We start from the raw sequence: 12596 nt of genomic DNA, 5'->3' as shown, positions 1-12596 counted from the left end.
GGCGCACCTGTGGGCGGGCGCACCGGCAAGGGTCCGTTCACCGGACCCTGCACAGATCGCGGGCAGCCCCACCCGCCCCAATGAGGAGTGCCCCCATGACGACCCTGACCCCGCGCCTTGGCCTGCCGTTCATCGCGGCCGCACAGGCGCAAAAGCATGTGACCCACAACGACGCCCTCGAACGGCTGGATACGGTGGTGCAACTGGCCGTGCAGGCCTTCGGTGCCACGACGCCCCCCGCCAGTCCGTTCGAAGGCGACGTCTGGGCGCTGGGGGCCACGCCCACCGGGGTCTGGGCCGGACTGGGATGGCGCATCGCCACGTTTGCGGCGGGCGGCTGGACCCATCAGAGCCCGCGCCCGGGCTGGCGTGCCTGGGGTCTGGGCGACGGCGTGCTGCGGGTCTGGACCGGCAGCGCCTGGGACGCGGTGGGCGGGATGCCGGGCAGCGTGCCGCTGCTGGGGATCGGTGCCACGGCGGACGCCACCAACCGCCTCAGCGTGGCGGCGCCCGCCACGCTGTTCACCCACGCAGGCGGCGGCCATCAGATCAAGGTGAACAAGGCCGCGACCACCGACACGGGCAGCCTGCTGTATCAGACCGGGTTTTCGGGTCGCGCCGAGCTGGGTCTGGCGGGTACCGACGACCTGACCCTCAAGGTCAGCGCCGACGGAGCCACCTGGCGCACGGCGCTGACCGCACAGGGGGCGACGGGGGGTGTGATGCTGCACCAGTTCGCGCGGCTGGTGCCGGGGGCTGTGCCGGCGGTGCCCCTGCGCGGGATGGTGTATTACGACGACGCGACCAACAGGCTGCGCTGCTGGGATGGCACGGTCTGGCGCGACCTGTTCTGAGGGCCTACGTCGGAGGGGGCGCTGCCCCCCGGCTGCGCCGTCCCCCGGGATATTTTCGACCAGAAGAAGCCGGGGGGTCAGCGCGTAACGCGACCCTTGAGCCAGCCGAGGAAGGCGGCATCGGCGCTGCGCAGGACGGGACGGCCGGAGGTGACCCAGAAGCCGCGCCATTCCGCCTCGAGCGCGTGCACGTCCATGCCGGGGGCCATGCGGCGGGCGTCGTCCAGCGTGTCGGATCTCAGCGGTGCCAGGCCCGCCTGATCGGGGCCCATGCCGCGGCGGGTGACGCAAATGATGTCGCCCGTCTCCTCAGACAGCACGTAGTCCGGCAGGCCGTTCGTCTGAATCATCCGGCGCAGCGCGGCGCGGAACACCCGCAAGGGGGCGTCGGAGCCCGCCTTCTCGTGCAGGGTGGCGACGGAGGCGCGCCACAGGCGCTGCTGGCCGCAATGCTTGCGCGCGATCTCGTAGATGCGCCGCTCCAGCGGCTTGCGCAGGGTGAAGTAGTCGCGGCTCAAGGTCAGCACCGATTTCGCCTGCACCGCCCGGAACAGCCAGTCCGACAGGGTCACGCTGACGCTGACCATGCGGCCCGCCGGACCGCCCCTGGTGGCGCGTGACTTACGCACGATCTCCCACGCCTCGATCAGACCGAAGCCGCTGGTCGTCTCTTGATCGCCCGTGACGATGTTGGTGGTGATGCGTGTGCCGGCCAGCCGCTCGAAGGCCTCGACCAGCCGCACGTAGCTGTCGCCGCCCGTGTCGCGCCGGGTGGCGATCAGCAGGTCGTGGGCGGTCAGCGTCAGCTTGCGCGCGATGGTGCGGCCCGCGTTCAGCGCCGCCATCAGCTGGCTGATGCAGTAGATCAGGATGTCCTTGTCGTGGATGGTCGCCCGGCCCCGCACGCTCGGCGTCACGGTGATGCGAGTGTCGCCACGGGCATAGTGGCGGATCGTCCGGTCGGGCCGCGTGGACAGCGAGAACATCGGATGCTCCATGCCGCCCATGTCGGTCTTGGGTGCGGCATCGAAGATGTCGCACACGAAAAAATCCGCGGGATGGCCCCCGTGGGTGCCCTGTGCCAGTGCCGTCATGCCCGTGCCCGTATCTGTGCCCCATTCTGCGGGGGCCTGCTGCCCTGTCCGGTCGTTGCCGGACGCACCCGAAGTGACTTCGTGGTTTCACTGACACCCTAGAGTTATCCACAGGCGTCTGTAAAGAGCGCCAGATCGGAGGATCGGAGTCGCAGCCTCGTGGGATCAGAGTCGCCGCTTCGGGGTATCGGAGTCGCAACGGTGTTCCACCGACGCATTTATGCAGCCCATATCAGTGCTTTGCCGACAGGGCCGTATGACATAACGATCAACTAACCGAATATAACACACGCTCTATTTTTGCAGCCCTTCGCACACAGGCGCCGCATCCAGCAAAACCCCCATAAAATGCTGAGAAAAGCAGGTGATGTGCAGCTTTTCGTTTCATGTGCTGTGTTTTGTGGTATCTTGTAAAAAAGACCGCACAAGAGGCAGGCCATGAGCAACGCGATCCCCCTTCCCCCCTATTTCCGCATCATCCCCGATGCGGCGATGGCCGACCTCGACGATGCGGTGACGACCGCCGGATTCGCCGACATCGCGACGCGCGCACGGGCCGGTCGCGACGATCTGGCAGGGCGCGGTCTGGCCGAGGATGGCCGACGGCACCTGCGCCTCTTTTCCACGTGGGAGATCACGCGCTATCTGATCCCCGTCGCACAGGCCCATTTCCGTCGCGTGCTGAAGCAGCATCCCGACTGGCCGCAGGGCGCGAGCGAGACGGAGGGCGGTGCCAAGTGGTTTACCCTGGACGAGGTGCTGGTGCTGCGTGCGCGCTTCGGCGCCGAAGGGTCCAAGGCCAAGGAATACCAGCCGTGGCGGCCCAAGGGGCTGCCCGCGAAAATGGTCGCCGTCGCCAACTTCAAGGGCGGCGTCGGCAAGACCTCGACCGCCGCCCATCTGGCGATGTCGGCGGCGCTGGACGGCTACCGCGTGCTGGTGATCGACCTCGACAGTCAGGCGAGCATGACATCCGTGTTCGGCGGCACCGTGGCCGACGAATGGCAGACCGTGTTCCCGCTGCTCGCGCGCCACTATGCCCGCCACCTGCAATCGGACAACCAGCGCCGCCTTGACCGTGGCGACGCGCCCGTGCCGCTGGACGACACCCTGACCGAGGCGCTGGGGGTCACGGCGCAATCCTTGGTGCAGAAGACGCACTGGCCCAATATCGACCTGATCGGGGCGCAGCTGAACCTCTACTGGGCAGAGTTTCAGGTTCCCGTCTGGCGGATGCAGGGCCGCGGCTGGAAGCTGTGGGATGCGCTGACCGACACGCTGGAAGCGGACGGCATCTTGGATGCCTACGATGTCGTCTTCATCGACACGCCACCGGCGCTCGGCTACCTCACGATCAATGGCCTCGCCGCCGCCGACATCCTGCTGGTCCCGGTGGGCGCGAGCTTTCTGGAATTCGACAGCACGGGGCGCTTCTTCGACATGCTGGCGACCACGTTCCAGTCCATCGAGGACGGCGAGAACCTGGCGGCCCGCGCGCTGGGGCGACCCGAGATGGCGTTCCAGTGGGACGCGGTCCGCGCAGTGGTCACCCGCTATGACGGCAACCAGCAGGCGGAACTGGCGGGGCTGATGCAGGCCTACCTCGGGCGCACCCTGTCGCCCCACCGTCAGGACTTCACCGCACTGATCGGTCAGGCGGGCGAACAGGTGCAGGGCATCTACGAAGCGGACTACCGCGACTTCAACCGCGAGACCTACGCCCGCGGACGCGAGACGTTCGATGCGACCTATGCCGCCTTCAAGACCCTGCTTCTGGGCGCATGGCGGCGGGACGAGCTGGCGCAGCAGGCGGCGGCGGAATGATGGATGTATTACATAATATGTTTCGCGTGCGAAACCTGCGGGGTGTCGTCTGTGCGGCGTCAGTGCTCTGCGTTGTGAAAGGATCGAGCCATGGCCAAGCGTAAGCGTCTGATGCCGATCACGCTCGGCACCGAAGCGGTCGACGGGGGGACAGCACCGGAGGTGAGGTCGACAGCGCCGACCACGGCACAACCGGGTCTGACCAGGGGGTTCGGGTCTGTCAGACCCCCCATTGCGGACGTCGCCCATGACGCTGCCAGCAGTAATGCGCTGGCCGAGGTGACCCAGACCCTGACCGCCGCCCGCACCGAAGGGCGGCTGATCCAGCGCCTGCCGCTGCATCTGATCGACGAAAACCATCTAGTCCGCGACCGGATGGCGACCGACCCGGATGAAATGGCCGTCCTGCGCGAAAGCCTGCGCCAGCGGGGCCAGCAGACCGCGATCGAGGTGGTGGCACTGGACGGCGGACGCTACGGCCTGATCTCTGGCTGGCGGCGGTTGGGGGCGTTGCGAGGGCTTCAGTCAGAGTCTGAAAGCCCTGTATTTGACACTGTTCTGGCGTTGGTACGTACGCCTGCCGATGCGGCCGCAGCCTATGTCGCGATGGTCGAAGAAAACGAGATTCGTGTCGGCCTGTCGTTCTATGAACGCGCCCGCATTGTCGCCCGCTCCGTGGACCGTGGCGTGTTCCGCAGCGACCGGCTGGCCCTGACGCATCTCTTCGCCGCCGTGTCCCGCTCCAAACGCTCCAAGATCAATGCCTTCATCACATTGGTACGGCAGCTCGACGATGTGCTGCGCCACCCCACAGCGCTGACCGAACGCAGCGGTCTGGCCCTTGTGCAGGCTCTGGATGCAGATGCGGCGTTGACGGTAAGGCTGGCCATGGCACTGGCGGTAGAACCTGACAGGGACGCCGCACGCGAAGGTCAGATCATTCAGGGGTGCATGGCCGGTCCGGTGGCCACAGGCGATGCGGTAACCCCGTCGCAGGTTGACCCTGTTGTGGCCCCGCGCCCTACACCGATGCGATCCGCTCCTGTTTCAGAGCCTGAACCCCTGTGTCAGGGTCTGTTGCTGCGGATCGAACGGGATGGCAGTCTGCGTCTGACCGGCCCTGCCCTGCAGGACCAGGATTTCGTCGCACGCCTGACGGCTGCGCTGCGGGATCTATGACGATATAGAGCCTATTCAGGACATATAGTGTCTGAAAAATGCTGTGGCATCCATTTTATTTAACATAATATGTTTCGCATGCGAAACATGAGCAGCAGCGACAGGGCGAACATCAGTCCTCTTCGCCGGTGCCCATGTTGCGGTGATGTGCCTCGATCGCTTCCTCGATGTCGTCGAAGAACGTCAGGCGCCCATGTTCCAGGACGGCGCCCGCGTTGCACATCTGACGGATCTGACCCATGGAGTGCGACACCATCACGGCACCCGCCGTCATCATGCGGTGCATGAACACCAGCCGGCTCTTGCGCTTGAAGATGGCATCACCGACGGCCGTCACCTCGTCCACCAGATAGGTGTCGAAGGGGATGCCCACCGACACACCGAAGGCCAACCGCGATTTCATGCCCGAGGAATAGTTGCGGATGGGTTCGTGAAAATGCCCGCCGAGTTCGGCAAAATCCTCGACGAAGGCCAGCAGGTCATCGCTGTCCACGCCGTAGACCCGTGCAATGAACCGGGTATTCTGGGCGCCGGTCATGTCCCGGTGGAACCCACCCGACAGGCCGACGGGCCAGGACACGGTGCCGGTCGTGCGCACACGTCCGCGGTCGGGGTTCATCGTCCCACCGATCATGTTCATCATCGTCGATTTGCCCGCGCCGTTGCGACCCAGAAGGCCGACGATGCGCCCGGTGGGAAACGTCACGTTGATGTTGTCGGCGACGACCTTGCGCGTGTTGCCGGTGCGAAAGCTCTTGGTGACGTTCTGGAACTGGATCACCGGTCAGCCCTCAGCGCCGTTCGCGCAGTGCGTAATAGACCAAACTGCTGACGATCCAGATCAGCAGCGCGAACAGCGCTACGGTTCCGGTAAGGACCAGACGGCGTGGGTATTCCGCCTGCTGGGCCAGTGTCGGCGTGATGTAGGCGGCCAGATAGCGGCTTTGGCGGTTGGCCTCGGCCTTGGCGGTGTCGAACGCTGATAGTGCGGACGCATAGGCCAGTTCCGCGAATTCGCGGTCCACGCTCAGGCTTTCGAACTGGGCCACGGTATTGGCATAGCTTTCGCCGCTGGGGCCTGCACCGCCCGCACCGAACTTGCGGCGTTCCTCGGCGATGCGCTGCTCGATCACCGCCAGACGCCGCTGTGCCTGATCCAGCCGCGGATCGTCCGGGCGGGCGCTGTCGGTCAGCAGGTCGAGCTCGATCAGAGCCTCGGTTTGCTGGGTCTGCAGACCCGCCAGCAGACCCATCTGGCTCTGGATGTCGGCGTCCACGTCGACGATCTCGTTCTCCAGTCGGAACTGGGTCAGGGCCTCTCGCGCGGACTTGAGGCGTGCGACGGCGGTGTCGAGATCCTCCTGTGCATAGCGGGTACCGTCGATGCGGGCGATGTCCGACAGCTCGTTGATCATCCGGCTGCTCTCGGCAAAGATCGTCTCGGCGATGGTGCGCGCGTCCTCGGGGGTGAAGGCACGCGTCGTCACCTCCATCAGGCGCGAGGTGCTGTCGTAGGAGATCGTGACCATCCGGGTCCAGTAACCGGTCAGATCCTCGATCGTGCCGTCGGGATCGAAGGCAAAGACCGGATCCGTGTCCAGATGCACGCCGTAGACCTGCGGCAGGTCGACCTGTGTCAGGACCCTGCGCACCATGTCGGGGCTGTGCATGAATTCGTACAGGATGTCCGCATCGGTCCCCGTGGATCCGCCGACGCCGCCGGCCAGTCCCGCACCGATCCCGCCCAGCAGGTCCGCCGCAGAGGATGACACATCCTCGGACCGGACGGTAAAAGCCATGGTCGACGCATATTGATCCGCGGCGATCGCGTAGAGATACCCCGCGCAAAGGCCGATGGGCAGCAGGACGATCCCCGCAAAACTGGCCACCAAGCCATAGTGCCGCTTGCGCATCCTCACGGGGCGCGCGACTGGACGGACAACGGCCAGACTGTCCTTGAGGGTCTGGTCTGCCTCTGACACTTCATGTTTGAGGCGTTTAATTTCCTTCAGGTTTTCATAGTACGAGACGCGGAATTTCTCGATATGCTTCTTCTGCTTCTCGATGATGTCCTGCGCGGCCGCGAGCGAGTCATGCGACTTGTCGGACGTCTCGTTCTTGGCCATCTCGAAAGGGTCGAGGTCTTTCGACATACATTTTCCTCAAAGCGTTCGGCGCAATCTACGCCTTTGGTGCGGGTGCTGCCAGTGCCTGCGCCAGATCGTGAACCGCCGGGGCCCGGCCACGGCGACCCATCAGCCCGTCGCGCAGGCCCATCCGCATGAGGCGATAGTAGAGACGCCGTTCATCCCCGGTGCAGTGTCGCCCGCGCCGCCACCAGATCAGCGTGTAATAGACGAGTGCTGCGGGAAAGATCAGCGGGCCCGCCGCCTGTCGCGCGATGTCCACGCCGTTGCGGCAGTGGTAGTAGATCTTCCATAACGGCCGATAGACAAAGCCGTCGCCCATGGTGCCGCAGTCGTGCACGAAGCGGATCGCCGGCGTAAAGGCCATGGCGAACCCCGCCCGGCGCAGGCGCAGGGAATAGAGCACGTCGTCGCCGTAGATGAACAGCCCGCCTTCGGGCAGGCCGGCCTTTTCCCATGCCCGGGCGTTGACGAAATAGCCCACGAAGGACGCCACGTCGATCGGGATGGCAGGCGCGTCGGGGGCGAAGTCCGCATCGGTCAGATGGAACCCCGACCGCGTCCCGCGCAGCAGGGTGCGGGCGAACAGACGCGGGTGCCAGAACGGATTGCGTGACGGACGGTTCATCTCGCACAGGGTGCCATTGGGATAGAACACGCTGGCGACGACCACGCCGAGGTCGGGAAAACCAGTCTCTAATGTGGGCAGATCGTCTCTGAACCGGGCCATCGCACCAGCCTCTGGCCGGGCGTCGTCGTCCATCAGCACGACCCAGTCGGGCGAAAGATGGTCGCGGGCGTAAGCCATCCCCGCCTCGAACCCGCCGGCACCGCCGGTATTGGTGGGCAGGCTCAGCACATGGACGCGGGCGCAGGTCTGATCCGCCAGCCACCGGGGCGTGGCATCGGTGCTGGCGTTGTCCACCACGACGATATGGTCCACCGCCTGATCGCGCAGGGCGGGCAGGGTGATCTGCAACTGGTGCAGCCGGTTGTAGGTGACGACGATGGCCACGAGCGTGATGGGCTTGTGCGTCACGCAGCGGGATCCGTCGCAGCATTCACAGGGGGGCGGCCGAAAAGCGGGGTGGGGTTTCGCCATCAGCACGGGCGGCGACATAGGCGTCCGCCAGATCAAGCGCCTCTCGGATGGTCACGTCCATGTCGAGGTAGCGATAGGTGCCCAACCGCCCGACGAATGTGACGCCCGATGCCTGTTCCGCCAGCGCCACGTAATCCGCCAGCAAGGACTTCTCCTCGGCCAGGCGGATCGGGTAATAGGGGATGTCGTCGGGTCCGCAGGCGCGGGGGAACTCGCGGTACAGGACCGAGCCTGCGTGGCTTTCCCACGGCGCGAAGTGCTTGTGTTCGCTGATGCGGGTATAGGGCACGTCCGCATCGGGATGGTTCATCACCGCACAACCCTGCCAGTCGCCGTCCGCACGGAACGTCTCGAAGTCGAGGGTGCGGTAGCCGAGGCGGCCCAGTTTGTAATCAAAAAACCCGTCCAGCGGTCCGGCCCAGAACACGTGGTCCCACTGGTCCGTCTCGGCGGGATCGAAGACCGTGTTCAGGTGCACGGTGATGCCCGGATGATCCAGCATGGCGGCCACCAGCGCGGTATAGCCGTCCTCCGGCATCCCCTGATGGCGGTGAAAGAAGTAGTTGTCGTCGTAGTTGAACCGCAGCGGCAGGCGTTTCAGGATCGATGCGGGCAGGTTGGACGGATCGGTGCCCCACTGCTTGCGGGTATAACCCTCGAAGAAGGCGGCATAGAGGTCGGGCCCGACAAAGGCCAGCGCCTGCTCTTCGAAGGTCTGAGGATCGGGGATGTCGGCGGTGCGCGCCGCCACATAGGCGCGCGCCTCCTCCGGCCGCAGGGCGGTGCCGTAGAACTGGTTGATCGTGTGCAGGTTGACGGGCAGGGAATAGACGCGGCCCTCGACCGTGGTCTTCACCTGGTTCTTGTAGGGCCTGAAGGTCGCGAAACGCTGCACGTAGTCCCACACGCCGTCGTCGTCGGTGTGAAAGATGTGCGGCCCATAGGTGTGCACCATGACGCCGGTCTGCGCATCGCGCGCGGTGTGGCAGTTGCCGGCGATGTGGTCGCGCGCATCCACCACGGTGACACTGTGCCCCGCCTCGGCCAGTTGCCGCGCCAGTACGGCGCCCGACAGCCCCGCCCCCACCATCATCAGCCTGTCGCCCATCGCATCCGTCCTTGCATCTGTTCCGGGCATCTGTCCCGTGCATCCGTTCCGCGTGGGCCATAGCCTATAACCGCGTAAGGGCAAAGGGGGCAGGGGTATCCCGGCCCCTCGCGGGCTTGCACAGGAGGGGTCCGACCGGGTATGCGCAAGGGTGAAGATCTGGCGAACAGGCACCGAATCTTGTTGGTGACCGATCCGCCCGACACCGGATGTCCGGGGGGAACCGAATGATTGCACCTGTCCGCCGCCTTGTCCTGTTGGGCCTCTGTCTGGCTCTGGCCGCCTGCAACGCGCCACGGGGGGCCGGCTTTCGCAACGAGGTGCTGGCGGCCCGCACCCAGAGCGGCGCACCGGTCGCGGATTTCGCCGTCTTTGCCGTCAACCGCGCCAGCCTGCCGCTGCTGACCGCCTGGCCTGCGACGGGGGATGCACCGACCGGCTGGCCCACCCGCGTCGATCAGCCGTCCAGCCTGATGATCGCCCCCGGCGACGTGCTGAACATCAGCATCTGGGACGCCGAGGCGAATTCGTTGCTGATCGCACCGGGCCAGCGGGTGGCGAACCTGCAGGACGTACAGGTGGGCGCCGACGGGCGCATCTTCCTGCCGTTCGTGGGCAGCCTGCAGGTGTCCGGCCTGTCGCCCGACACCGCCCGCGCCCGCATCCAGGACGAGTTGCTGAACACCGTGCCGTCCGCGCAGGTGCAGGTCAGCGTCGCACCGGGGCGGTCCAACACCGCCACCGTGGTCTCGGGCGTGCGGCAGCCGGGCGTGTTTCCGCTGGCGGACCGCAACGTCAGCCTGCTGTCGCTGATCGGCGCCGGCGGTGGCGTGATCCCCGAGTTGTCCAATCCGCAGGTCCGCCTGTTCCGGGGATCGCAGGCCTATGGCATCGGTCTGGACCGGCTGTTCGAAGATCCCGCCCTCGACACCGTGGTGCAGGGCGGCGACCGTATCGTCGTCACGGCGGATGACCGCTACTTCCTCAGCCTCGGTGCCGCCGCGAACGAGGCGCTGCACCCATTTCCCAAGGCCAGCGTGACGGCGCTGGATGCCATGTCGATCGTGGGCGGCGTGGCTGAGGCGCGTGGCAATCCGCAGGCCATCCTGATCCTGCGCGAGTATCCGGCCAGCGCCGTGCGCGCGGTGGCCCCCGCCGACGGGCAGACCGGCCCCGTGTTCAGCAGTGCAGGTCCGCCGCAGGAGCGTGTCGTGTTCACCATCGACCTGACCAAGGCCGACGGTCTGTTCAGCGCCGGCACGTTCCAGATCCAGCCCGGCGATCTGGTCTATGTGACCGAAAGCCCGCTGGGCGCCGCCAACACCGTAGTCGGCCTGTTCGGCAACCTGATCCTCGCAAGCAACCGCCTGTAATCGCGGGACAGACGGCAGGGCCGGCCGCACCGGCCCGCCGGCCGTCCTGTCACCCGCAGACCTGATCGCTGCGGCGGTGGCGGATGATTGTCGCGATATCCACAACGCTGTGTTGTGACAAAACGCGCTCTATGCCGCGTCCCGGACCGTTACGTGCCACGGTGCCGACCCATTTGCGCCCAATCGTCGATCTTGACCGCACCATCCCCGTCCCGGCGCTGCACCGCAGGACGGAGGATGTGCACAGATCGACAACAGAGGCTGCCATGACTCTCACTGCCGGTGAACAATATCTGCTCGAACTCATCAACCGCGCGCGTCTCGACCCCGCCGCGGAGGCCGCCCGCTATCGCGTCGGTCTGAACGACGGGCTGGCGTCGGGCACCATCGACACCAAGGCCAAGCAGGTGCTGGCCCCGGATGCGGATCTGGAACAGGCCGCCGATGCCCACAGCCGCTGGATGCTGGATGCGGACACGTTCTCGCACACCGGGCAGGGCGGATCGAACGCGGGCGCGCGGATGCAGGGGGCGGGCTACCGCTTTGAAGGCAGTTGGGGGTGGCGCGAAAATCTGGCCTGGATCGGCAGCACCGGCAAGGTCGACATGGCCGCCGCGATCGAGGACCACCACGAGGGCCTTTATCGGTCGTCAGGGCACCGGGTGAACACCTTTGCCGCCGCGATGGAACAGATCGGCATCGGTCAGGTCGCCGGATCCTTCACCCATGGCGGCAAGACCTACAATTCGTCCATGCTGACCGAGAAGTTCGCCATGTCCGGGTCGAAGTCCCATGTGACGGGCGTCGCCTACCGCGATTCTGACCGCGACAACTTCTATTCCATCGGCGAGGGGCAGCGCGACGTCTGGGTCCGGTCCGGCAGCACGAGGGATACGACCGAAGCGGCCGGCGGCTATGGCATTGCGGTCAATCCGGACGACGCCGTGGCGGTCGCAGTCGGGCGTGGCGGCACGACGCTGGCCCAGGTCATGGTGGATCTGACCGACGGCAACGTGAAACTTGACGTGGTGACGCAGAGGGACGGCGCGCTGCGGCTGGATCTGTCCGGCGACACCCGGCTGGTGTCCGGCGTCGCCAGTGCCCGCCTGCTGGGTGTCGGCGATCTGGAACTGCATGGATCGGCAGCCGGAAACACGCTGACCGGCAATGCGGGACGCAACCGGATGGACGGCGGGGGTGGCAACGACCGGATGTTCGGCGGATCTGCAGCCGACAAGCTGTGGGGCAACACGGGCAACGACAAGCTTTGGGGCGATTCCGGCAACGATGCGCTTTCCGGAGGATCGGGCAATGATGCGCTTGCAGGCGGATCGGGCAACGACATGCTATGGGGTGGCAGCGGAAGCGACGATCTTTATGGCGGTAGCGGGAACGACCGCCTGTATGGCGACTCGGACAACGACAGGATCTGGGGCAGTAGCGGCAACGACAATCTCTATGGCGGCAGCGGGAACGACCGCCTGTATGGCGACTCGGACAACGACAGGATCTGGGGCAGCAGTGGCGACGACCAACTCTTTGGTGGCAGCGGGAACGACCGCTTAAACGGCGAAAGTGGCAATGATAGGCTGTGGGGCGGTACGGGGTCTGATCTGTTCGTTTTTACCGCGGGCCGTGACCTCGTGGTAGATTTCCAGAACAACGTCGATACCATCGGCATCGCCCGCAGCTTGGGTGGCGGCGACATGACCGTGAACCGCGCCATGGCGCTCGGTGAGATCGTAAAAGGAGATGCGGTCTTCGATTTCGGCGGCGGTCATGTGCTGACGGTCGAAAACGTGAACAGTCTGAGTCTGCTGGCCAACGACCTGATTATCGTCTAACGCCGCGTCCACCTGCGACGCTCGCAGGAGGGGCCGGAGGTGGTGGACTACGATGCATGATCCGGCCCCAC

At 65.8% G+C, this 12596-nt stretch carries 10 protein-coding genes; 5 read left to right on the top strand and 5 right to left on the bottom strand.

The features are described 5' to 3' along the window. Window positions 1-95: 95 nt before the first annotated feature. Window positions 96-854: a DUF2793 domain-containing protein gene (locus BMX16_RS12900; RefSeq protein WP_089904297.1), complete on the top strand. Its 759-nt coding sequence runs from the start codon at window positions 96-98 to the stop codon at window positions 852-854. A gap of 77 nt (window positions 855-931) precedes the next feature. On the opposite strand, the gene BMX16_RS12895 is transcribed toward BMX16_RS12900, so the two are convergent. Beyond that, window positions 932-1948, bottom strand: a complete 1017-nt coding sequence (locus tag BMX16_RS12895) for a replication initiator protein A (RefSeq protein WP_089904294.1) — start codon at window positions 1946-1948, stop codon at window positions 932-934. Window positions 1949-2386: 438 nt separating this feature from the next. On the opposite strand from BMX16_RS12895, the gene BMX16_RS12890 reads away from it, so the two are divergent. Both BMX16_RS12890 and BMX16_RS12885 read left to right on the top strand, forming a co-directional pair. After that, window positions 2387-3772, top strand: a complete 1386-nt coding sequence (locus tag BMX16_RS12890; RefSeq protein ID WP_089904291.1) for an AAA family ATPase — start codon at window positions 2387-2389, stop codon at window positions 3770-3772. Between the two features lie 90 nt (window positions 3773-3862). After that, complete coding sequence (locus BMX16_RS12885) at window positions 3863-4951, top strand: ParB/RepB/Spo0J family partition protein (protein ID WP_089904288.1); 1089 nt, start codon at window positions 3863-3865, stop codon at window positions 4949-4951. A gap of 112 nt (window positions 4952-5063) precedes the next feature. Here the strand turns inward: BMX16_RS12885 and BMX16_RS12880 are convergent, their stop codons facing one another. Genes BMX16_RS12880 through BMX16_RS12865 form a run of 4 tightly spaced genes read right to left on the bottom strand, consistent with a single transcriptional unit; the run spans window position 5064 to window position 9308 of the window. Next, window positions 5064-5732 (bottom strand): ABC transporter ATP-binding protein, encoded by a 669-nt coding sequence (locus BMX16_RS12880; RefSeq protein ID WP_089904285.1) that lies wholly within the window; start codon window positions 5730-5732, stop codon window positions 5064-5066. Window positions 5733-5742: 10 nt separating this feature from the next. Continuing rightward, window positions 5743-7104 (bottom strand): KpsE/RkpR family capsule polysaccharide export protein, encoded by a 1362-nt coding sequence (locus BMX16_RS12875; protein ID WP_245731538.1) that lies wholly within the window; start codon window positions 7102-7104, stop codon window positions 5743-5745. A gap of 28 nt (window positions 7105-7132) precedes the next feature. After that, window positions 7133-8137 carry a glycosyltransferase gene (locus tag BMX16_RS12870; RefSeq protein WP_177174661.1) on the bottom strand — a complete coding sequence of 335 codons (1005 nt, stop codon included), beginning with the start codon at window positions 8135-8137 and terminating at the stop codon, window positions 7133-7135. A gap of 22 nt (window positions 8138-8159) precedes the next feature. Continuing rightward, window positions 8160-9308, bottom strand: a complete 1149-nt coding sequence (locus BMX16_RS12865; protein WP_089904279.1) for a UDP-galactopyranose/dTDP-fucopyranose mutase family protein — start codon at window positions 9306-9308, stop codon at window positions 8160-8162. A gap of 227 nt (window positions 9309-9535) precedes the next feature. Between BMX16_RS12865 and BMX16_RS12860 the strand changes: the two genes are divergently transcribed. Together BMX16_RS12860 and BMX16_RS12855 are read left to right on the top strand one after the other, a co-directional pair. After that, complete coding sequence (locus tag BMX16_RS12860) at window positions 9536-10681, top strand: polysaccharide biosynthesis/export family protein (protein WP_089904276.1); 1146 nt, start codon at window positions 9536-9538, stop codon at window positions 10679-10681. 266 nt (window positions 10682-10947) lie between these two features. Beyond that, the gene (locus BMX16_RS12855; RefSeq protein ID WP_177174660.1) at window positions 10948-12525 is read left to right on the top strand and encodes a CAP domain-containing protein; all 1578 of its coding nucleotides are present in this window, start codon (window positions 10948-10950) and stop codon (window positions 12523-12525) included. Window positions 12526-12596: the final 71 nt, after the last annotated feature.

It is taken from the genome of Loktanella fryxellensis, from assembly GCF_900110065.1.
In the GTDB taxonomy this organism is placed as follows: Bacteria; Pseudomonadota; Alphaproteobacteria; order Rhodobacterales; family Rhodobacteraceae; genus Loktanella; species Loktanella fryxellensis.
This window is presented reverse-complemented; position numbering and strand designations above follow the sequence as displayed.

Bases quoted from the DNA above. Each gene is read 5' to 3' on its own strand.
- BMX16_RS12890 (WP_089904291.1), top strand. From the start codon at position 2,387: ATGAGCAACGCGATCCCCCTTCCCCCCTATTTCCGCATCATCCCCGAT.
- BMX16_RS12885 (WP_089904288.1), top strand. From the start codon at position 3,863: ATGGCCAAGCGTAAGCGTCTGATGCCGATCACGCTCGGCACCGAAGCG.
- BMX16_RS12865 (WP_089904279.1), bottom strand. From the start codon at position 9,308: ATGGGCGACAGGCTGATGATGGTGGGGGCGGGGCTGTCGGGCGCCGTA.
- BMX16_RS12860 (WP_089904276.1), top strand. From the start codon at position 9,536: ATGATTGCACCTGTCCGCCGCCTTGTCCTGTTGGGCCTCTGTCTGGCT.
- BMX16_RS12875 (WP_245731538.1), bottom strand. From the start codon at position 7,104: ATGTCGAAAGACCTCGACCCTTTCGAGATGGCCAAGAACGAGACGTCC.
- BMX16_RS12895 (WP_089904294.1), bottom strand. From the start codon at position 1,948: ATGACGGCACTGGCACAGGGCACCCACGGGGGCCATCCCGCGGATTTT.
- BMX16_RS12855 (WP_177174660.1), top strand. From the start codon at position 10,948: ATGACTCTCACTGCCGGTGAACAATATCTGCTCGAACTCATCAACCGC.
- BMX16_RS12900 (WP_089904297.1), top strand. From the start codon at position 96: ATGACGACCCTGACCCCGCGCCTTGGCCTGCCGTTCATCGCGGCCGCA.